Raw genomic sequence first — 21,590 nt, 5'->3', positions numbered from 1 at the left:
TTTTCATCGCCCCCTCCTACAAGGAAACCTTTTTTCTTCTTATTTGTCAAGCCTTCGATGAACCATCTCATAGCTTCCGGGAATTCTCAGCCGATGTGTTCTCAATCAAGATCGAAGTTTGATGTCCAAGAAATCCGCAGCTGGTAAAGAAAATACTGAGAATAGGGAGTAATATACTTGCCTTCCGTATGCCTTTCCCCATAAACAGTCCTAAAATGCTAGATGGATTTAGCAAGCTAATCAAATGGAACGCCTTTCCACAAGCAGTGAAGAGTTTCACTTGTAGCCTCAACGGCTCAGAATTTCCCATCTTCCTTCCTCCAGAGCTGGACTGAGTATATCACCCGTGATCTCACCTAACCAGGATGGAAGTTTTGGAGGTGAAGGAAGCGGCGTGATCAAAGCTATCGGTTCCCCCTTGCAGGTGACCAAGATGGGTTTCCCGGTTTGTTTGACTTTGGAAAGCAGTGAGAGGCACGTTGCTTTGAAGTTGGACACGGGAATAATTTCCACCGCGATCCCTCCTTCGGGAGATATCTTACCATAGTTAGTGATCGTAATCAAACTCAAGATCTCCACTCAGAGCGATATATTTCTGAAGGTTCTCTGCAATCCTGCCCATATACCTGCCTAAGGTGAAACGCCGCTTTAGATCCCTAAATCCTGCTAACTCCTTGCACTTGAGAGTCTCATACTGTTTAGCCGCCTCTTGCACTCATCCAGTATGTCGACGGTTCGGCTTGCGCCGATGCGCGCCACTCCAAGCGCTCGAACCTCAAGCAGCTTGTCCAGCGTCCGGATCCCTCCCGCGGCTTTGACCTTCACGTGCGGCGGGGTATGCTCGATCATCAGCTTCAAATCGTGAATCGTCGCCCCTCCCTCCCCATAGCCGGTGGAGGTCTTCACGAAATCGGCTTCCACCTCACCGCATATCTCACAAAGCTTGATCTTATGCTTGTCCTCAAGATAACAGTTTTCAAATATGACCTTGATGATCTTCCCCCTTTCATGAGCCAGATCGACCACCGCTTTGATATCCGACCTCACGTAGTCCCAATCCCCGCTGAGAACTTTGCCGACGTTGACCACCATATCCAGCTCCTCAGTACCGTCATCGAGCGCCTCCTTGGCCTCCGCCACCTTGATCCTAGTCACATGTGAGCCGTGGGGGAAGCCGACCGTGGTGGTGCAGAGATCAAGAGCCCCCGTTCCAAGCGCGCCATGATGATAACATTTGACAAGATGGAAAGACAACCATTATAATCATTTGGGCTCCTCAGAGCACGGGAGGTTTGGTGCGGGTGAAATGAAGCTCGAAAAAATCGAAGATCTGGACTCGCTCCAAAGGGAGATCCTCAAAGGGGAAGATCCTAACAAGGTGAAGGTCCGCATCTGTATGACGGGATGCAGGGCTTACGGTGCAGGTGAGATAAGAGAGGCCTTCCTCTCAGAGATAAAGGAGAAAGGACTCGAGGAGAAGGTGGATATAATCTCAACCGGATGTCACGGCTTCTGTGCGAGAGCTCCCGTTATCGTCATAGATCCCTATGATATCTTCTATCAGCAGTTGACTCCGGATGACGTGCCCGAGATCGTTTCCGAGACCTTGCTCAAGGGCGAGGTGGTTGAAAGGCTGCTCTTCAGGGATCCAAGAGATGGACGGGTTTACGTTAAAAGCGGCGAGGTGCCCTTTTACAGAGAGCAGACCAAATGGGTGCTCAGAAACTGCGGTAAAATCGATCCCACCGATATCCGCCAGTACATCGCAAGGGGAGGGTACTCCTCTTTGGCGAAGGTCCTCTCCGGGATGAAACCGGAGGAGGTGATCGAGGAGGTAAAAAGGTCAGGACTCCGCGGAAGAGGTGGAGCGGGATTTCCGACAGGCAGGAAGTGGGAGTTCACGAGGCTCGCAAAAGGCCATCCGAAATACATCATCTGTAACGCTGACGAGGGCGATCCGGGGGCCTTCATGGACAGGGCGGTGCTGGAGGGCGATCCTCACAGCGTCATAGAGGGGATGCTGATCGGCGCATATGCGATAGGGGCTCAGGAAGGCTATATCTACGTCAGGGCCGAATACCCCATAGCGGTCGAACACCTCCAGATAGCTATCGAACAGGCCGAGGAGCTGGGATTGCTGGGCGAGAATATCTTGGGAACGGATTTCTCCTTCAGGATAAAGATGAAGAAGGGAGCGGGTGCTTTCGTCTGTGGCGAGGAGACAGCTCTGATAGCGTCGATCGAGGGGAGAAGGGGTATGCCGAGGCCGAGGCCGCCCTTCCCGGCACAATCCGGCCTTTGGGGCAAACCCACCAACATCAACAACGTCGAGACCTGGGCCAATATCCCCATCATCATAGAGAAAGGTGCCGACGAATACTCGAAGATCGGCACCGAAAGAAGCAAGGGGACGAAGATATTCGCCCTGGCGGGCAAGGTGAACAACACGGGATTGGTGGAGGTGCCGATCGGGACGCCGTTGAGGAAGGTCATATTCGACATAGGAGGCGGCGTGCCGGAGGGCAGGAGGTTCAAGGCCGTTCAGATCGGCGGGCCATCAGGGGGATGCATACCTGAGAGACATCTTGATCTGCCGATAGATTACGAGTCGCTCACCGAGGCCGGCGCGATAATGGGCTCAGGTGGAATGGTGGTGATGGACGACGCCACCTGTATGGTCGATGTGGCAAGGTTCTTCATGGATTTCATCCAGAGCGAATCTTGCGGCAAATGCGTCCCCTGTCGCATCGGAACCAAGCGGATGCTTGAGATACTTGAGAGGATAACGAAGGGAGAGGGAAGAGAAGGGGATGTCGAGCTGCTCGAGGAGCTGGCCTGGACGATCAAGGACTCGGCCCTCTGTGGGCTTGGCCAGACCGCCCCTAATCCGATCCTCTCGACGATCCGGTATTTCAGGGACGAATACGAGGCGCATATAAAGGAGAAGAGATGTCCGGCCTGTGCCTGTGAAGCCCTCTTCGACTCTCCATGTCAGCACGCATGTCCCGCCGGGATTGACGTTCCAGGATATGTTAGCCTCATAGCCGAGGGAGATTATAAAGGGGCTCTCTCCGTTATCATGGAGAGGATACCGTTCCCCGGCGTTTGCGGCAGAGTCTGCCATCAGCCCTGCGAGTTGAAATGCAGGAGGAGCGAGGTGGACGCCCCCGTGGCGATCAAGGCCCTCAAACGTTTCGCCGCTGATCAGGCATGGGATGAATATAGGAGAGAACTGATCGAGAAGGTGAGAAAAATCGAAAGAAGGGAGAAAAAAGTTGCCGTCATCGGCTCCGGTCCTGCCGGCCTTTCAGCAGCCTATCACCTGGTGAGAAAAGGGTATCCTGTGACGATGTTTGAATCGGCTCCTGTCCCCGGAGGGATGCTCTCCCTTGGAATCCCAGGCTATAGGCTTCCTAAGGATATCGTGCAGAGGGAGATACAACTCATCAGGGATCTGGGAGTGGAAATCAGGACGGAAACACCTGTGGGTGAGGATATATCGCTCGACCAAATTAAAAGAGAATTTGATGCGGTGTTCATAGCTGTCGGCGCCCAAGGCAGCGTAGGGCTCGGAATTCCGGGTGAAGATCTCGAGGGTGTTTTGAGCGGCTTAGAACTGCTCAAAAAGGTGAATCTCGGTGAAAAGGTCAAACTCGGCGAAAAGGTCGCTGTAATAGGCGGCGGAAATGTGGCTATCGATGCCGCCAGAGTAGCCGTGAGACTCGGCGCCTCACAGGTTCAGATTCTCTATCGCAGAACCCGATCTGAGATGCCCGCCATTGAAAGCGAGATCGAAGAGGCAGAAAAGGAAGGGGTGAGGATCGAGTATCTCACCTCGCCTCGAAGGATCCTGGGAGGCGAAAAGGTTAAAGGCTTAGAGTGTATAAGAATGGAGTTAGGCGAATATGACGAGACAGGACGTAGACGACCCATCCCCGTTGAGGGCTCTGAATTCAGGATCGATCTCGATCAGGTGATCCTCGCTATAGGTCAAAGAGCTGAGCTTCCATTCATCGAAGGGGAGTTGAACGTCGATCCGATCACGCTGGCCACACAGATACAAGGGGTCTTCGCGGGAGGAGATGTCGCTACAGGCCCAGCGACTGTCATCGAGGCGATAGCCGCCGGGGAAAGGGCCGCTATCTCAATTGATAGATATCTCAGAGGACAGGATCTGATGGAAGGTCGGCTGGAGATCAGGAAGAAGTTCATCCCTCCGGAAGAGCTTGAAAGGGAGATCGAACCCTCAGAAAGGGGGAGACATGTCATATCGAGCCTCCCCGTTAAGGAACGAATAAGGGGATTCCAGGAGGTTGAGAGGGCCTTGAGCGAGAGCGATGCCCGTGAAGAGGCCAAACGGTGCCTGAGATGCGACTTGGAACAGAGAAGGGGAAGCGGATAAACGAGGAGGGAGTAACATGAGGGTGTTTTACGATGCCCAAGTGGATGCTCTATACGTTGAGTTTCGCCCTCTGCCCCCTGGGAAGGCTGAGGCGCGAGAGATAAGCGAGGATGTGATAGCTAATTACGGCCCCAATGGCAAGCTGGCGGGGCTGGAGATTTTAAACGCTAGCTCAGTTTTAGGAGACGATGCTGATAAAGTTGTCTTGGAGATCTTCCCTTCCCTGAGGGCGAAAAGGGAAGCAGTTTAAGCGACTAAGCAGCTGGAGGTTGAACGATGGGAAAGGTCAGTTTAATGATCGATGGACGAAAGGTCACGGTCGAGGAGGGGATGACGATACTGGAGGCTGCCAAATCGATCGGCATAGAGATACCACATCTCTGTTACATGGAGGGCCTTCCACCCACAGGCGCATGTAGGCTCTGTGTGGTTGAGGTTGAGGGCGCTAAAACCCTCGTCCCCTCATGCTCATATCCCGTCTCGGAGGGGATGGTCGTATGGACGAACACCGAGAGGGTCCGGAAAGCCAGGAGATTGGTCATCGAGCTTCTTATATCCGACCATCCGCTTGACTGCATGACATGTGAGAAAAGCGGCTCCTGTCTGTTGGAGAAATACGCTTATGAGCTGGGCGTCTCGAAGAGCAGGTTCGACGGCGAGAGGCACTCCTATCCCATAGACGACACAAATCCCTTCTTCGAAAGGGATTACTCCAAATGCGTCCTCTGCGGCAGATGCGTCACAGTCTGTCAGGAGGTGCAGTATCAGGGCGTGATAGATTTCATCTACAGGGGATTCAGGACGAAGATAGGGGCTGAATTCGATAAGCCCCTGGGAGAAACGGACTGCGTCTCATGCGGCAACTGCGTCCTCGTCTGCCCCGTCGGAGCTCTGATCGAAAAGGGGAGAAAGAGGATGGGAAGAGAGTGGGAGCTCGAAAAGATCGAGACCACATGTCCTTACTGCGGATGCGGATGCAGTCTCACGATTCACGTCAAGGACAATAGGATTGTTAAGGTTACCTCCAGATCGGAGGGAACCGTAAACCAGGGATGGCTTTGCGTCAAGGGGAAGTTCGCCTTTGAGTTCACACATCATCCCGACAGGCTCACGAAACCGCTGATCAAGGAGAACGGAAGGTTCAGAGAGGCGAGCTGGAATGAAGCCCTCTCGCTTGTGGCGAAGAAGCTGGGCGAGCTCAAAGAGAAATATGGTCCAGACTCAATAGCCGGACTCTCATCGGCAAAATGCACCAACGAGGAGAACTACCTCTTCCAGAAATTCATGCGGGCCGTGGTGGGGACGAATAACGTCGATCACTGTGCGAGGCTCTGTCACGCCTCGACCGTCGCGGGTTTGGCGAGGGCCTTCGGTAGCGGTGCGATGACCAACTCCATCGACGAGATCGCCGACGCCGAGTGCATCCTCGTGACCGGCTCCAATACGACCGAGAACCATCCCATAATCGCCCTTCGGATCAAAGAGGCCGTGATGAAAAACGGCGCCAAGCTCATCGTGGCCGATCCCAGAAAGATAGAGCTGGTCTCCTTCGCAACGTTATGGCTCAGGCAGAGGCCCGGAACCGATGTGGCGCTCTTTAACGGGATGATGAACGTCATCATCTCCGAGGAGCTACACAATGAGGAGTTCATCGAAGCACGAACGGAGGGATTTGAGCTCTTCAGGGACTTCATCAAGGACTATACCCCTGAGGCGGTCGAGAGGATAACAGGGGTGCCGGCCGAGAGGATAATCGAGGCGGCGAGGATCTACGCTAAAGCTCGAAGAAGCTCCATAATCTACAGCATGGGCATAACCCAGCACACCACCGGCACGGATAACGTCCTGGCTTTGGCTAACCTCGCTATGCTCACCGGCAACGTCGGCAGGGAGAGCACGGGCGTCAACCCCTTGAGAGGGCAGAACAACGTTCAGGGAGCCTGTGATCTCGGCGCTTTGCCGAACGTCTTTCCCGGATATCAGAGGGTGGACGATCCTGAGGTGAGGGCCAAGTTCGAAAGGGCTTGGGGTGTGGATCTGCCATCGGAACCCGGACTGACCGTTGTCGAGATGATGCACGCCGTTGAGGAGGGGAAGATCAAGGCCATGTACATCATGGGCGAAAATCCGGCCCTTTCCGATCCGAACCTGAACAGGACTAGAAAGGCTCTCCAGAAGCTGGACTTCCTGGTCGTTCAGGACATCTTCCTCACCGAGACGGCCGAATATGCCGATGTAGTGCTTCCAGCGGCGTCCGCCTTCGAGAAGGATGGAACCTTCACCAATACGGAGAGAAGGATACAGCGGGTGAGAAAGGCGATCGATCCGCCTGGAGAGGCGATGGAGGACTGGAGGATAATCTGCGAGCTGGCGAGGGAAATGGGCTATGAGATGGATTACGACTCACCGGCAGAGATCATGGCCGAGATAGCGTTGCTTACCCCGATCTACGGCGGGATATTCTACGACAGGCTCGAGAAAGGTGGCCTACAGTGGCCGTGCACCGATCGAACACACCCGGGGACGAAATTCCTCCACAAGGATAAGTTCTCGAGGGGATTGGGTAAATTCCACATCACCCCCTTCAGGCCAGCGGACGAGCTTCCCGACGACGAATATCCGCTTCTGTTGACCACCGGAAGGGTGCTCTATCACTGGCATACCAGGACGATGACATCGCGCGTTAAGGGGCTAAACGAGATCTATCCGGAGGGGGTTGTGCAGATAAGCTCGGAAGACGCTGAGGAGCTTGGGATCAAAGACGGCCAGCTCGTCAGGGTCAGATCGAGGAGGGGAGAGGTCACGGCGAGAGCTTCTGTTACGGATGTCGTAAGCAAGGGGGTGGTTTTCATGACGTTCCATTTCAGGGAATCGGCCGCTAACCTTCTGACGAACGACGCCCTTGACCCGATAGCCAAGATACCGGAGCTCAAAGTCTGCGCCGTTAAGATCGAGCCTGAAATGAGAGACGGGTGAATGGGATAACGATGGAAGAGGTTATTCTGAGCGAACGGGTGGCTTTAGGGCTTCCCACGCTAGCTGGATTGGAGCTCTACGAGGCTTTGGAGACAGCGAGGGCGATCGGGTTCCAATCCGTAATGTCCCTGCCGGGGGGACCTAACACGAGGCATTCCCTTGGTGAGTTTCCGACCTTCAGATTTTATGAGCTGAACGAAGATGGCCGTTGCAGACTTAAAGGGATGCTTAAGAGGTTCAAACATATCGCCGTCCATCAGGCATGGGATGATGATTGGAAGAGTTGGATAGACTGCGCTGCCTATCTTGAGGCTGAGATAGTCACGATACACCATAAACCCAAAGCTACTGTTGAAGATCAAGCGGAGTTTCTCCGAAGGATCGGGGATTACGCGATAGGGAAAGGGGTTAGGATCGGCGTCGAAAACGTCGGTGGAGATCTGAAAAAGTTCGTGTCGCTGATCGAATCTGTCGAACATCCCTCGATGGGGGCGACCCTGGATGTAGGACATTGTGCTTATTTCGATGATATAAAGTCGATATCCAACTTGGAGGAGAGGGCAAAGACGCTGAACGATCTTATGGAAAAACTCGTAAGAGAGTTGGGGGGAAGGCTCCTTCACCTTCACGTCCATAACGTGCGTCTCAGCGATTGGAGGGATCACCGGTCAGTCCCCGAAGGCGTTATAGATTTTCCCCGACTGGTTCAGACGTTGAAGGAGATCGGTTATGGAGGGTTGTTCGTGATAGAACTGGAGGAGCCGGAGATGATCGAAAAGGCAAGGGAATCAGGAAGATATCTCTCGCGGTTATTGAATGAACGGCGTTAATAGTGTAAAATTTACGGTGATCTGGAGGTAAAGCATGAAATCTATCAGTTTGATCTTGATAGCCATACTGATCCCGGTGTCTGGAGCTTGGGCAGGCTTCATACCAAAACCCGATGAGACTTTACCCTATGGCGAGTCCATATGCGGTTTGACACCGCGGTCACCGAAGATCGATGGGGAGCTCAGCGATTGGAAATACGCCGTTTTCGTGGCCTTCGATTCCGAGAGGGAACTATTCAGAGGTAAAGGTTCATGGAAGGGGCCCGATGATCTGACTGTGATCTGGAGCACGATGTGGGATAAGGATGACTTCTACTTCGCTGCTGCCGTCAGAGATGACAAGTTCAAGCCGTCTAATAACCCTGCTCAGCCATGGCTTGGCGATTGCATTTTCCTCTACTTTGACGCATCCAACACCAAGGCCGGGAAACCGGATAACAAGATAAACCTCGCACTGATCAACGGCAAACCTGTGGTCAGCGACTGGAGCGGCAGAGGGGTCGACATGACCTCCGCCGAATTGGCGATCGCTCCTGAAAAAGAGCTCGGTCCTGCAGGTATGATCTACGAGGCAAGGATACCCATGAAGCTGATACAAAACATCAAGGCTGAAGAGGGCTACTCCTTCGGATTCACGCCAGGGTATGAGGAGGGAACCAACGATCCTGAGGGTAGAGGATTGATTTTCATGGATTGGAACGGTGTGGATCCGGATGTGGCCGCGAATTTGGGGAAATTGACGCTTGGTGGGAAACTTGCCGTGACGCCTCTCACAAGTTTGCCCATGCTTTGGGGGAAGCTGAAGCTCAGATGATCCGCTTAAAGCCCCGCTCTTTTCATCTCCTCCTTTAGATCATCTATCGTGAGATGGGTATATCTCTGAGTTGTAGTTAAGGATTTATGTCCTAATATCTTCTGGACCGCCCTTATGTTTACGCCTTTCTTCAACATTCTCGTTGCCGCCGTATGTCTCAAGGTGTGAGGCGATACGTTCCTGTCTATCCCGGCTTTCTTGGCGAGTCTTTTGACGACCCTGTTTATCGTCCTGGTGCTCCAGGGGAAAAGATGGTCATCCGATTTTAGGAATCTCAGAATCACCTGAAGATGTCTCTTTGAGCCCTTCGGCATCGGTATAACCCTGTCCTTTCTTCCCTTGCCCGATCTTATCGTTATGATACCCTCCTTCAGGTTGACGTCCTTCGCCTTTAAAGAAGCCACCTCGGAGAGCCTCAACCCGCCTCTTGCCATCAGTGTGATCATGGCCGGGTATCTGGGATCTATCATCTCCTCAGCAGCTCTTTCAAGCTTTCTCACCTCAGACTCACCGAGAAAATTCGGTAGTTTCTCCTCTCTGCCCCATACCCATTCTACCGTGAGTATATCCCCTCTTCTACGCCATCTAGCCCATGCCTTTATTGAGGCGAACTTTCTCCGAAGGGATGAAAGCTTTAAGCCGTCCTTGGATAGCCTTTGAAGCCATTTCTCCAAATCCTCCACTTTCGCTGAGGGATATTCCGAGAGGAACGCATAAAGATCGTGTGTGTATTCATAGATCGTCCTGGGAGAAAGACCTCTTGATTGGAGATGTTCCCTAAAAGCTTGAACCTCCTCGCTGATGTCATCTAATTTCATCTCAGTCCCCCGGAAACTCAAGAGCGGTTTTGAATTCCGGCGGTAATTATAACGGAAAATCGGACAACAGGTCAATATAATTTCTGAGAATAAGCGACCTATTCAGTGGGGAAGTTCCAACCCCCGGTCGATAACCATGATCAAAACCTTTACACCGTGAGCAACCGGAGGAGAGGAGTCCCGGAAAAGCTCGCAAAATACAACTTGACGGATATAATCACTTTGTATTATCATGATTCTGAATCTAAAATCAGTGAGGAGCCCGATGATGACGATCGGATTTGCCGGATTTTTGTTTATGACGCTCACGGCATTGCCGTTCGCCGATCCTGAGCGAGCCGCCGAAACGGCACATAACCGTCCGCCCGGAGGGCGATGTCAAGCTCGACTTTATCGCCCGCCGGCTCGGCGATCGGATCTACATCTTCGTCGTTAATTACGACGAGCGTCTGCGAGAGGCGGACGTGAAAATCAGTGTGGAAGGCTTGCGCAGTGGACAGGAGATAACCGTCATTGATGAAGGACGAACCTTGACGGCGAAGGCGGGGTGGTTCGAGGACGCGTTCGCCCCGCTTGCCGTGCATATTTATACCTTATCCCTGTGATCGATGTATGTGAGGTGATCGTTACGTCCCGTAAGGCGTGTATACGTACCATCTCCATAAACTCGCTTCTCCACGGCAACCGCTCATCTAAAGAGGCCCGTTTTCGGGAGAATCTGCGGCGGAAACTATATAGCTGGTTTATCCTCCTGGCGTGCATCATTCCGTGTAAATACGGCATTTCAGGGGAGGTTAGGATGAAGATCGTCGAAGAGGGAGAACCGAAGGCGGTCATCATATTGGGCGAAAGGCCCACCTGGTTGGAACGACATGCCGCCGAGGAACTGGTTCGCTACATCCAAGCCATAAGCGGAGCCTCGCTCCCGATCGTAAGCTGCGATAAATGGCGGGGAATCGGGAGGGAACAAACGGCTATCCTTATCGGTCGCCCGGAGACCCACACGCTTGTGGCCCAATTTGCGGAGGAGGGGAGGGTGAAGCTGTCCGCCGATTATCCAGGGCTGGACGGCTTCATCATCAAGATCCTCCCCCAAACCCTCGTTCTAGGAGGTAGCACCGACCCTGGAACGCTTTACGCCGTCTATTACCTCCTCGAAAATTTCTGCCATGTCGGTTTCTTTCAAGATGGCGAGCATATCCCGCAGCGAAGCACCATCACTTTAGGCGAGATAGACGTGGCCGAAAGGCCATACTTTGAAATCAGACAATACCTCCAGACATGCGCTTTCGGCTACACCACATCCTACTGGGAATGGGAGGACTGGAAAAGGGAGCTGGATTGGATGGCGAAGCGATACCTGAACACGATGATGGTTGATTGGGGGCATCCCGAATGGCGACGTATTGCCGATTACGCCCGCAAGCTGGGCATCAAAACCATCCTGCCGGGAGCAGGACTGGGTGAGGTCTCGGAGGAGTTCATGAGGGAACACCCGAACGTCAGATATGTGAAGATGCAATGGATTGAAGCCAAACCCTATTTCGTCATCCATCCCTCCGACCCGATATTTATGGAACGGGGTGTTGAAACCATCCGGAGAAATATCCGGACCTACGGCACCGATCACATTTACAACGTAGATCCATACTCCGAGCAGACGGTCTTTCTCCAGCCCGAAGAGGTGAGGAGAATGCGGATCGACTTCGCCAGGGCTACGGCGGCTTATATCAAAGAGGCCGATCCGCAGGGAATCTGGTATGCCAGCGGATGGGCGCTTTTGGCACCGCCGTGGCCGGAGGAGACGGCGAAGGCGTTCTTAGAGGCCATACCCGAAGACATGTTTTACATCTGCGACATCTGGGCGGATGAGAACTCCATCTATAGGAAATACCATTACTTCTACGGGCGGGATTGGGGCTTCGGCGTGCTTCATTCCTTCGGCGGGGACGATACCATGCGGGGCGATCTGGCAGGGCTGATAAGAAAGGTCCAACAGGTTGTGAATGATCCCAAAGCTGATCGGTGTAAGGCTTTCTACATCAACCCTGAGATAATCCACTACAATATCCTCTATTTCGATCTGGCGGCGAGGCTGTCGTGGGACCCCAGGAAGGTCAACCTTGAAGATTTCCTCTCCCGCTACGCCCTTCGCCGCTACGGGGAGGAATCAGCGGCCGATATGCTGAGATGTTTGAAGCTGTTGGCGGAAAGCGTCTACAGCACCTCTAGTAGGGATACCGAGCCCTACTATCAACACAGGATTTATCCTCCTCTGGCGCCCAATCGAAACAAATACGCCCACCTCCGCGAGTTGGAGGAAGCCTTGAAGATAGCCCTCGGTGAAAGGATGAGACAGAGAGATAACCGCCTGTTCGCCAATGATCTGGTGGATATGATGCGCCAGTACATCGCCGAACTCTCCAACTACCACCTTGAGGAGCTGTATCAGGCATTTGTGGACGGTGAGAAGGAACGTTTCGAGCAGGAGGCGTCCGTCCTGAAAATTCTGATGGACGGATTGGAGGAGGTCCTTTTCTCCAGGGAAGAGTACCGCATCCTTCCGATCATCGAGAAGGCGAAACGACTACACAGGGATAGAGACCCCGCCGATGTGGAACGATCCATCAAAGATGGGATGTTCACCTTTGTCAGCACGCCTTGGCTTCGGGACTATCAGAGCAAGGATATGTTTGAACTGGTTCGTTTTTACTACCGTCGACGGCTGGAGGCTTTCGTCGCTGCCCTGAGAGAGGCTCTGAAAAAGCGTAGTAAGGGCGTTCCAACCACGCCGAATCTACTTTCAAACCCGGGCTTTGAAGAGGGAGAAGGAGATAACCCCGCCCGCTGGAGCACCGAATTCGTTCATAAGGGCGGAACAGCATCCAGGATAGAGGGAATATCCACATCGGGCAGATTCTCCGGCAGGCTCCACGTGTCTGAGGAGGGCGGTTACGCAAACCTCTACCAGGATGTGGAGGCGAAACCCGGTGAGGCCTACTACCTCAGCGCAAGGGTCAGAGTGAAAGGAAAATGCCACGTCAGCCTGTATGTGGATTTCATGCGCGCCGCGGCCGAATGGCCTCGGGCGGTATTCGCCCAAACGGGCGTGGCAACGGCACCAACCGATGGAGAGGACTGGGTGACGGTTCAAGGCTGGTTCATCACGCCGAAGAAGACGGCGAAGATGCGGATCTACTGTCGGCAGGAAGGGATGGGGACCTCATGGTTTGACGATCTGAGGCTTCAGAAGGTGCCCGTGGAAGAGGCCCCAATCGTGCCTCGTGAAGAGCTGGACGCCCTCTACGAACAAATCGAACGGGAGTGGCTGGATGAGCCGTTAGAGCACATAGGGAAAGAGGAGGTGGACCCGGTTGAAACGGTGGCTGACGTGTTTTCCAGGATTAGCCCTTATGCTCCTCGCCTCTTTAATCGGGCGGGAGCCGATAACATCCGCTGATGGGGGAGGAAGCATGATGGCGGGGGAGAGAATATCCGACGGGGAACTCATTCAACGGCGGATCGACGCCCTCCGTGGCAAGGGCGGTGTGCGAGGAGAACGAGGCTTACGGAAACGGCGGGCCGGGCATATGGTTCTGTGAGGTGAGAAACAGCGTCATCAGAAGGAACAAGGTGCGCCATAACGGCGGTGACGGAATTCACCAACAATTACGTCGCTGAAAACGCCAAGGGGGGTATCAAGGCGGTGGAGGGCAACGCGGTGATCGAATGGAGGTCTCACATCCCGCCCATCTTCGACATCGGCGTCGCCGGATGAAATCCAACAACATCCCGTTCATGGAAGCGCTATCGAATTGGAACGAGGTGTGCATCAGCTTTTCCTAGACGATCACCTGATCGAGCGGATGGACGGTCTGCGGCGGGTGGTCAACTCGCCGACACGCCATCCGAACAATCCCGTGATACGGCCTGACAAACCGTGGGAGAACCTCTGCTCTGCTTTATGAACTGCCCAGAGGCCATTGCTACTGCGAGAAGCGAAAGCACGTCGGGATGGCCGGGTTTATCACGGCGATCCTGATCAACGGCCTGAGCAGATACTACTTCTTAACGGGCGATGAACGGCTCCCCGAGGCTATCGATCGGGCGGTGACCTTTCTCGATAACGATACCTGGCGTGAGGAATGGCGGGATTGGAGATACACCTCCTGTCCTGCCAGCAGGGCCACCGGTCGGGGTCGTGGTTATGGCGCATGTCAACGGTTTTCAGATCACCGGCAATCCGGAACATCTCCGAATCCTAAAAGTCGCCTGGGAGGCTAAGTTCCAGTAACTGCGTGGAATCTCATCGACGGGCCCCGGTTTCGGCAAGAGCTTCTCATCCAGGATGTATGGCTGTGCGGAGGCCGTCGCCCTGCTGGCATCCTCAGCTCATCCGACATAGCTCTATTCGGTGATACCGCTACACTCTAAAACAGATCCTCACCCTCCGTTATCTCAAAAGAGGGTTCCTCTCGTCCGGCCGTTGGAGCGGCCCTGGGAGGTCTGGCTTTCGGAGGGGATCCTACATCCTTAAATTGGGCCCTGTATAGTTTGGCGTAGAGCCCGCCTTTCCCCAGAAGCTCCTCGTGTTTCCCCATCTCAACTATCTTACCCTCATCCAGCACCAGTATCACATCGGCGTTCATGATGGTTGAGAGCCTATGAGCGATGACAAAGGTAGTTCGGTTTTTGACGAGGTTGTTTATCGCCCTTTGTATCAACACCTCGGCCTCGGTATCCACGGAGGAGGTCGCCTCATCGAAGATCAGTATCCTCGGATCGGCCAATATCGCCCTTGCGATGGATATACGCTGTCGTTGTCCTCCTGAGAGCTTAACCCCTCTCTCGCCGACGATCGTATCATATCCCTCCGGCAGCTCCATTATAAAGTCATGGGCGTAGGCCGCTTTTGCGGCCTGTATAACCTCCTTATCCGTCGCATTTGGCCTGGCATAGGTGATGTTGTTCCGTATCGTGTCGTTAAACAGGAACGGCTCCTGAAGGACGATGCCTATCTGCCTGCGCAGCGATTTCACCTTGACCTTTCTCAGATCATGTCCGTCGATCAACACCCTTCCCTTTGTCGGATCGTAGAACCTCGGTATCAGGTTGGCCAATGTGGTTTTGCCTGCTCCGCTTGGGCCGACGAGGGCGATCATTCGCCCCGGTTCAGCCACGAAATCGATATCCTTCAACACCTCTATCCCGTCGATGTAACTGAAGGAGACGTTCTCGAACTCAACCCTACCTTTTATCCTGGGCAATTCCACAGCGTCGGGAGCATCTTGGATCTCAGGGACGGTGTCGAGCACCTCGAACACCCTCTCGCTGGACGCCAATGCCTGCTGAATCATGTTGTAGAACCTCGTTATGCTGGTTATAGGCCCATATATTCCCTGGACATACTGGAAGAAGACGACCAGCATTCCCGGATTCATCTCGCCCTGAACTGCCTTAAGCCCGCCGTAACAGAGGATTATGATGTATCCGAGCTGGTACTCCAGCCCGATTATCGGCCTGAAGACGTTGAAGAGCTTAGCCAGCTTCACGTTGATGTTATAGAGATCTCTGCTCTTGTTGTTGAACCGTTCAAGTTCGCTCTCCTCCCTCGCAAATCCCTTTATCACCCGGATCCCCGAGATGTTATCCTGAAGGAGTGCGTTCAGCTCACCTATCCTCTCACGCATCACCCTGAAGTTTCTCCTGAGGACCCTGCCGAAGAAGAAGGTGGTGATCCAAAGGGCGGGCGTGACACTGAGCAGCATCAGCGTCATACGCCATTCCCATTTGAAACAGAAGTAGAGTATCCACATCAGCGAGAACATACTGGTTATGAAGTCTATTATCGGGCCGACGATGACCCTCTCCAGCGAGTTGACGTCGTTGATCACCCTGGACATGATATCTCCGGTTGGCTTGTCCTCGAAGTATCTGAGCGAGAGCCTCTGCAGATGTTTGTAGACGTGAGCTCGCATGTCGTAGATGAGGGATTGACCCAGTATCGCCATGGTCAGCCCCTGTGTGATGGAGATCGAATTGGCGACCAGATAGAAGAGGAGGAACATGCCCGAAAGCACGAAGAAGTTGACGACATGCCTGTTGACGGTGGGGAACCAGGTCTCGCCGACGAAGTCCATCACTTTATGCATGTAAGGTTCGATCCATATCGCCTTCCCGAAGAGCAAGCCTCCTCCCAATCCCCTTCCCCCGACAGGAGGACGCCCGGGGCGCATCTGCTCGCCTACCACGCTTGTGACCTCGTTTATGGTCACCCCCATCACCTGTGCGGGCAGGACTCTCATAAACGAGCTGAAGGTTGCAAGCAGCAACACCAGGAGAAGCATATACCAGTAGGGTTTGGCATATCTGAGGAGCCTGGGATATGTCTTGCGTATGCCCCCTTTCGGCCGATCGACAGGAGGTCCTCCTCGTCTGCCCATGAATCCGCCGTGGAAGTGCAGATGGATGATCATGCTCATGGCGATCATAAGCAGCCCGACGAGATACAGCAGCATCTTGTTCCCTCCGTAATTGATATCCTTCCCAATAGACGTTATAATCTAGTAGGTGTTTAATATGTAACCATATAACTGATGGGGATTTCAAGGAGGAATTGCTATGAGAAAGCTTCTGGTCTTAACCCACTCGGCCGGATTTAAGCACGATTATCTGCCGACGGCCGAGGAGGTTATAGCGGAGATAGGGAGGGAATCGGGTCAGTTCGAGACCACGGCCACCCAGGACTGTTCCCTGATAAACGCCGGAAACCTGAAGAATTACGACGCACTGCTCTTCGCAACCACCGGGGAGCTGCCTATGGACGAATCGCAGAAGAAGGCTCTGATCGATTTCGTGAGGGTGGATGGGAAAGGATTTATCGGCGTGCATAACGCCACGGATACCTTCTACAAGTTTCCCGAATACGGTCAGATGATAGGCGGATACTTCAACGGCCACCCGTGGACCCAGGAGGTCGGCGTCATCGTGGTGGACTCGAACCATCCATCGACGAGACACCTGCCTCCGACGTTCAGAACGAAGGAGGAGGTTTACGTTCATAGGGATTGGTCCCCGGATAGAACCCATACCCTGTTGAAGTTAGATAACAGCACCGTGGATCTGAGCAAAGGCAACAGGGAGGATCAATATTATGCCCTCGCCTGGTGCCACCAGTTCGGTAAGGGCCGCGTTTTCTATACGGCCTTCGGGCATTTTAAGGAGGTATGGCACGAGGAATGGTTCCGTAAACACCTTCTGGGCGGGATACTCTGGGCGATGAGGCTGGCCGAGTAACAGGGGAAACGGGAGGTATGAGGCGTAGGGTGTATTTACGCTCTACGCCTTATTCATCATGTCCTTACGGAGTAACCGGATGGCCGAGACGGGGCAGACCTCAATACATAACCCACAGCCGTCGCATCTATCGGCGACGATCTCATGCCGGTCCTCTCTCCTGACTATAGCGGAGTACATACATGACCTATAACATAGACCACAATTCGTGCAGCTGGCGGGGTCAATTTCGGCGACGTAGATATGCTCTCGAAAGACCTCTTCGGTACTGAGGATCTTCCCCAAAGCGTTACCCCTGAACTGGTCTATACTTTGATAGCCCTTCCTATCCATGAACCACCTGATTCCATCCAGTATTTTCCCCAGCACCTCAAAGCCCGTCAGATAGATGGCTGTGCAGACCTGGACGACGTTAGCTCCCACCAGCAGATATTTGACGACGTCCTCGCCACACATCACCCCGCCGCTGGCGGCGATGTCTATCTTGAGATGTTCCCTGGCGGCGCTTATCCATCTGAGGGGATAATATATCGACCATGTCCCGCCGAACCCGGCATATGTTCCATGCATTATGGGGGATTCGGACTCGATATCTATATCCAATCCGGTGAATCGATTGAACATAACTACACCGTCGGCTCCGGCGGCCTCAACCGATCTGGCGACGAAAAGCGGGGAGGTGAGCATGGGGCTGAGTTTGACGACGATCGGGATCGAGACGGCTGAACGAACGAGGCGCACGACCTCCGCTATCTCCTCCTCGACATTCAATCCCGTAAACGTGATGGAGCTATGAGGACATGAGACGTTGAGCTCCAGGGCATCGACCCCTGCCTCCTCCATCATCTTGGAGTATTCAACCCATCCCTCATGTGTCTTGCAGTTGATGCTGGCTATAACCGGTATCTCGATCTCCTCCTTAGCCCTGCGCATCTCCTCGGCATATCTCTCCGGTCCCCACTCGCTGGCCTGCTCGTAGGAGTAAAGGGACCACGTCCGATATCTTCCGAAATTCCGATGTAGGATCCTGAATCTCGGTGTGGGGGCCTTTCTGACCACCGCTTCCTCGAAGAGGCTCTTCGCCACGACAGCGGCCGCTCCGGCATCCTCACACCGCTTCATGTTCTCAACCGTTCCCGCCAGGTGGGATGAGGCAACGATGAGCGGGTTTTTCAGCCTTAAACCCACGTAACTAACGCTCAGATCCATCTGTTTTTCCCCTCTTGGAATTTCTACAGGGCGATGATCGAGATATCGCCCGCTGAGGCCAGGGCTATGGCTTCCTCTCTATCGGCGAGGAAGCACCTGCCGGCCTCTAGAGCTAGAGCGGAGGCCTTGACCTCCTTCATCACCCTGATCGTCTCAGGGCCGACCGTCGGGGTATCGAATCGGAAATCGTGATCTGACGCCGTCGCTTTGGCCACGACGATCCCTCCCCCGACATATCCGGCCGCCCGTCTGATCATCTCGTCCGTCCCTTCAACGGCCTCTACGGCTATTGGGACGAGCGATCTGATGGCGACGCTCTGTCCCACCCCGAGATCGGCGACCTTTCTGGCGAGCCATATACCGTAACGAGCGTCCTTTATCTCCCTATCTGAAGGATTGCCCGCTATAACTCCGGATTCGACCAGCAGGTGATCGAGAAATCCGCGTTGATCCACAAGTTCAAATCCTTTCTCCTCAAAGAGATCGGCTATTGCCTTCAGGATGGCGGCATCGCTCCCGCTGTTGAGCCTGGAGAGAACCTGTTTTGCGACGGAATCGAGGCCGGAACGGTCGAACAGGTCTCTTTTCTCAACCTTACCTGCCAACGCTATCTTGCGAGCGCCTGCCTCAGCCAGCGTATCAACGATGAGGCCGATCCGGCCGGCGGGAATTGGATGGAACTCCTCCGCCAGATGTTTCAGTTCCCCCTCCACGTTTTCACAGGCGGCTACGACGATCAGTTTTCGTCCGAGCTCGATCGCCCGACGCGCCAGATATAGCGGCAGCTTCCCGGAACCGGCTATCAATCCAAGAAGCTCAGACACAGATCCCCCTCCTCGAGCTCTCTATAAAGTTCAGCAGATGTTCGACCTCCGGGTCACACTCCACCTCAAGTCTGACCCTCTGGACGGCCTCCCTCATGTTAAGCCCCGATCTGAACAGTATCCTGAAAGCTTTTTTAAGATGTCTTCTCGTCTCCTCGGACAGAAGTCGCATCGGATGGACGGCGGATGTGGAAAAGCCTATCAGGTTCAGCCCTCGAACTCTGGCCGGATGGCCGTCGGCGACGGTGAAAGGCGGGACGTCCTTGGTGAATTTCGAGCATGCGCCCGCCATCGCCATCTTCCCTATTCTGACGAACTGATGCACGGCGCTCATGCCGCCGATTCTGGCATAATCCTCCACAGTCACATGTCCGCCAAGCGTGACCAGATTGGCCATGATGACGTGGTTTCCTATACGGCAGTCGTGGCTGATGCCGACGTGTTTCATGATCAGGTTATCGTCGCCTATCAGGGTGGCTCCCTCCTCGGTAGTTGCCCGTGAGATTGAGGCGTATTCGCGGATGACGTTTCTATCGCCGATCACGGCGTAGCTGCGCCAGCCCCGATACTTGACGTCCTGAGATGGAGTTCCTATGGTTGCGCCGAAGAAAATCCGACAATCCCTCCCTATCTTTGTCCACCGACATATCTGGACGTGCGGTCCCACCTTTGTGCCCCGCCCGATCCGGACATACTCCTCGACGATGGAATAGGGGCCGATCTCCACCTCATCGTCCAGCTCAGCCTTAGGATGAACTATGGCCGTCGGATGGATCTTGGTCATCGACCACCGATCGTTATGGTGAACTCCGCCTCGGTCGCCACCTCTCCCTTCACCTTAGCGACGCCGCGGAGCTTACCGAATCTACTTCTAAGCCTGAGAACCTCCACCTCAAGTATAAGTTGATCGCCCGGTATGACGGGTCTTCTGAACTTCGCCTGATCGACGGCGGCGAAATACCCGATCGTCCCTTCCTGAACCCCGTGCATCAACAGATATCCGCCCGCCTGAGCCAGCGCCTCAACCTGGAGGACGGCCGGCATCACGGGCGTCCCCGGGAAATGCCCTTGGAAGAAGGTCTCGTTATAGGTGATGTTCTTGACGGCGACGATCCTCCTCTTCGGCTCGATCGCCAAAACTCTATCGACCATCATGAAGGGAAACCTGTGGGGTAACACCCTGTAGATCTCACTTGCCTCGATCGGCCGATCGAGCCATCCTCTCCTTTCCACCAGCCTCTCGACCAACCTGATGTTGAAGTCATGTCCCGATCGAATCGCTATTACATGAGCTTTGGGTCTTGCTCCCAGTAGCGCGAGATCGCCTATCAGATCCAGGACCTTATGTCTGGCGAATTCACCGGGAAGTCTGAGCTCCCCTTTAGGGGAACAGCTATCCTCTGAGAGGAGGATCACGTTCTCCTCGGATCCTCCCAGACCGAATCCCTTCGATTTTATCTCCTGAGCCTCGCTTTCAAAGCAGAAGGTCCTCGCCTGGCCTATCTCCGATTCATAGGAATCGGGCGTTATCTCGAAGGTGACCACTTGGGATGGGAGCTTCGGATGATCGAAGACGAAGGTGATCTTAAACGTATCGGATGGAACGGCGATCAACTGTCTACCATTTTCGGAGATACATATCTCCTCGCCCAGATTGATGTATCTCCTCTCCGAATCCAGCTCAACCAGACCTGCTCCCCGTATGGCCTTCACGAAGATCTCGGCGCTGCCGTCTCCTGCCGGCGGTTCCTCGGCGTCCATCTCGACGATGACGTTATCCACGCCGAGTCCGGCGAGGGCGGAGAGGAGATGTTCCACCCCGACGACCCTCACGTCTTCGTTCTTAAGGCTGGTGCAATGCGGTATCTCGTCGGAGAAGTTCTCAAAGGTGGCTTTCAGAGAGGGTTTTCCCGCCAGATCTGTTCTCCGGAAGATTATACCTTCGTCAGGACCGGCCGGCTTGAGGGTGAGGTTGACGGGTTTGCCGAGCATCAGCCCCACACCCGAGACGGTCACCTGCGATTTAATCGTCCTCTGTCTTTCCACTCACTTCTCCTTTCCCTGTTAAGTTCGAGAGTTCCTCAATCGCCCTCCGTTCGGTATCGAATATCCTGAAAAGCCTTCTACCGCCGACCAAGGTTATAATCCGGTTTACCCTGGGGTTAAGCTCCGCCAGGACCATATCCCCGCCGCGCTCCCTGATCCGGCGGAGTCTTCCGACCAGAACGCCGATGGAGGTGCTGTTTATATATCTGAGCTTTGAGAAATTGAGAACGATTCTGTTAATTCCCTCCTCTATCATCTCGTTCAAACGACATCTGACCTCCTGAACGGTGAAGGCGTCCAAATCGCCCTCCAGTTCAACGACGGTTATGCCGTCGATCCTCCTCTCGTTTATGACGAGATCGTCCATCAACATTC

Annotated in this window: 19 protein-coding genes; 10 read left to right on the top strand and 9 right to left on the bottom strand. The window is 54.1% G+C overall.

Annotation, left to right across the window (positions count from 1 at the left end):
• Positions 1 to 288: 288 nt before the first annotated feature.
• Together J7M22_00210 and deoC are read right to left on the bottom strand one after the other, a co-directional pair.
• The gene (locus J7M22_00210) at positions 289 to 513 is read right to left on the bottom strand and encodes a type II toxin-antitoxin system Phd/YefM family antitoxin (protein ID MCD6505019.1); all 225 of its coding nucleotides are present in this window, start codon (positions 511 to 513) and stop codon (positions 289 to 291) included.
• A 153-nt stretch (positions 514 to 666) separates the two neighbouring features.
• A complete protein-coding gene (deoC, locus tag J7M22_00205; protein ID MCD6505018.1) occupies positions 667 to 1,254 on the bottom strand; it encodes a deoxyribose-phosphate aldolase in 588 nt (195 codons plus the stop codon).
• A 52-nt stretch (positions 1,255 to 1,306) separates the two neighbouring features.
• Here deoC and nuoF point away from each other — a divergent pair, with 52 nt between their 5' ends.
• From nuoF to J7M22_00180, 5 genes are read left to right on the top strand one after another with little or no spacing between them, the layout of a single operon-like run.
• Positions 1,307 to 4,402, top strand: coding sequence for an NADH-quinone oxidoreductase subunit NuoF (gene nuoF, locus J7M22_00200; protein MCD6505017.1), 3,096 nt, complete (start codon positions 1,307 to 1,309; stop codon positions 4,400 to 4,402).
• 16 nt (positions 4,403 to 4,418) lie between these two features.
• Positions 4,419 to 4,652, top strand: a complete 234-nt coding sequence (locus J7M22_00195; protein MCD6505016.1) for a DUF2283 domain-containing protein — start codon at positions 4,419 to 4,421, stop codon at positions 4,650 to 4,652.
• Between the two features lie 26 nt (positions 4,653 to 4,678).
• On the top strand, positions 4,679 to 7,378 hold the full coding sequence (gene fdhF / locus J7M22_00190; GenBank protein MCD6505015.1) for a formate dehydrogenase subunit alpha: 2,700 nt from the start codon (positions 4,679 to 4,681) through the stop codon (positions 7,376 to 7,378).
• The gene (locus J7M22_00185) at positions 7,375 to 8,208 is read left to right on the top strand and encodes a sugar phosphate isomerase/epimerase (GenBank protein ID MCD6505014.1); all 834 of its coding nucleotides are present in this window, start codon (positions 7,375 to 7,377) and stop codon (positions 8,206 to 8,208) included. The genes fdhF and J7M22_00185 overlap by 4 nt, the downstream gene beginning before the upstream one ends.
• Before the next feature lie 34 nt (positions 8,209 to 8,242).
• Entirely contained in the window at positions 8,243 to 9,022 is a 780-nt protein-coding gene (locus J7M22_00180; GenBank protein ID MCD6505013.1) for a hypothetical protein, read from the top strand.
• Positions 9,023 to 9,027: 5 nt separating this feature from the next.
• Here the strand turns inward: J7M22_00180 and J7M22_00175 are convergent, their stop codons facing one another.
• Positions 9,028 to 9,840: a tyrosine-type recombinase/integrase gene (locus tag J7M22_00175; GenBank protein MCD6505012.1), complete on the bottom strand. Its 813-nt coding sequence runs from the start codon at positions 9,838 to 9,840 to the stop codon at positions 9,028 to 9,030.
• 265 nt (positions 9,841 to 10,105) lie between these two features.
• Here J7M22_00175 and J7M22_00170 point away from each other — a divergent pair, with 265 nt between their 5' ends.
• The 4 genes from J7M22_00170 (at position 10,106) to J7M22_00155 (ending at position 14,124) form a co-directional block, all read left to right on the top strand.
• A complete protein-coding gene (locus tag J7M22_00170; protein MCD6505011.1) occupies positions 10,106 to 10,276 on the top strand; it encodes a hypothetical protein in 171 nt (56 codons plus the stop codon).
• A 363-nt stretch (positions 10,277 to 10,639) separates the two neighbouring features.
• Positions 10,640 to 13,300 (top strand): alpha-N-acetylglucosaminidase C-terminal domain-containing protein, encoded by a 2,661-nt coding sequence (locus J7M22_00165; GenBank protein MCD6505010.1) that lies wholly within the window; start codon positions 10,640 to 10,642, stop codon positions 13,298 to 13,300.
• A 74-nt stretch (positions 13,301 to 13,374) separates the two neighbouring features.
• Positions 13,375 to 13,521: a right-handed parallel beta-helix repeat-containing protein gene (locus tag J7M22_00160; GenBank protein ID MCD6505009.1), complete on the top strand. Its 147-nt coding sequence runs from the start codon at positions 13,375 to 13,377 to the stop codon at positions 13,519 to 13,521.
• A 333-nt stretch (positions 13,522 to 13,854) separates the two neighbouring features.
• Complete coding sequence (locus J7M22_00155) at positions 13,855 to 14,124, top strand: hypothetical protein (protein ID MCD6505008.1); 270 nt, start codon at positions 13,855 to 13,857, stop codon at positions 14,122 to 14,124.
• Positions 14,125 to 14,270: 146 nt separating this feature from the next.
• Here the strand turns inward: J7M22_00155 and J7M22_00150 are convergent, their stop codons facing one another.
• Positions 14,271 to 16,358 carry an ABC transporter ATP-binding protein gene (locus tag J7M22_00150; protein ID MCD6505007.1) on the bottom strand — a complete coding sequence of 696 codons (2,088 nt, stop codon included), beginning with the start codon at positions 16,356 to 16,358 and terminating at the stop codon, positions 14,271 to 14,273.
• A gap of 103 nt (positions 16,359 to 16,461) precedes the next feature.
• Here J7M22_00150 and J7M22_00145 point away from each other — a divergent pair, with 103 nt between their 5' ends.
• Positions 16,462 to 17,136: a ThuA domain-containing protein gene (locus tag J7M22_00145; protein MCD6505006.1), complete on the top strand. Its 675-nt coding sequence runs from the start codon at positions 16,462 to 16,464 to the stop codon at positions 17,134 to 17,136.
• A gap of 42 nt (positions 17,137 to 17,178) precedes the next feature.
• On the opposite strand, the gene J7M22_00140 is transcribed toward J7M22_00145, so the two are convergent.
• Genes J7M22_00140 through J7M22_00120 form a run of 5 tightly spaced genes read right to left on the bottom strand, consistent with a single transcriptional unit; the run spans position 17,179 to position 21,588 of the window.
• On the bottom strand, positions 17,179 to 18,345 hold the full coding sequence (locus tag J7M22_00140) for a dihydroorotate dehydrogenase-like protein (GenBank protein MCD6505005.1): 1,167 nt from the start codon (positions 18,343 to 18,345) through the stop codon (positions 17,179 to 17,181).
• A gap of 23 nt (positions 18,346 to 18,368) precedes the next feature.
• Positions 18,369 to 19,169, bottom strand: coding sequence for a UDP-2,3-diacylglucosamine diphosphatase LpxI (gene lpxI / locus J7M22_00135; GenBank protein ID MCD6505004.1), 801 nt, complete (start codon positions 19,167 to 19,169; stop codon positions 18,369 to 18,371).
• Positions 19,162 to 19,953 carry an acyl-ACP--UDP-N-acetylglucosamine O-acyltransferase gene (gene lpxA, locus J7M22_00130; protein ID MCD6505003.1) on the bottom strand — a complete coding sequence of 264 codons (792 nt, stop codon included), beginning with the start codon at positions 19,951 to 19,953 and terminating at the stop codon, positions 19,162 to 19,164. The genes lpxI and lpxA overlap by 8 nt, the downstream gene beginning before the upstream one ends.
• Entirely contained in the window at positions 19,950 to 21,215 is a 1,266-nt protein-coding gene (gene lpxC, locus J7M22_00125; GenBank protein ID MCD6505002.1) for a UDP-3-O-[3-hydroxymyristoyl] N-acetylglucosamine deacetylase, read from the bottom strand. The genes lpxA and lpxC overlap by 4 nt, the downstream gene beginning before the upstream one ends.
• Positions 21,193 to 21,588, bottom strand: coding sequence for an STAS domain-containing protein (locus J7M22_00120; protein MCD6505001.1), 396 nt, complete (start codon positions 21,586 to 21,588; stop codon positions 21,193 to 21,195). The genes lpxC and J7M22_00120 overlap by 23 nt, the downstream gene beginning before the upstream one ends.
• Positions 21,589 to 21,590: the final 2 nt, after the last annotated feature.

The sequence above is a fragment of the Candidatus Poribacteria bacterium genome, assembly GCA_021162805.1.
Classification (GTDB): Bacteria; Poribacteria; WGA-4E; order B28-G17; family B28-G17; genus JAGGXZ01.
The sequence above is the reverse complement of the archived record's forward strand: the minus strand, read 5'-3'. Positions and strand labels throughout refer to the sequence as shown.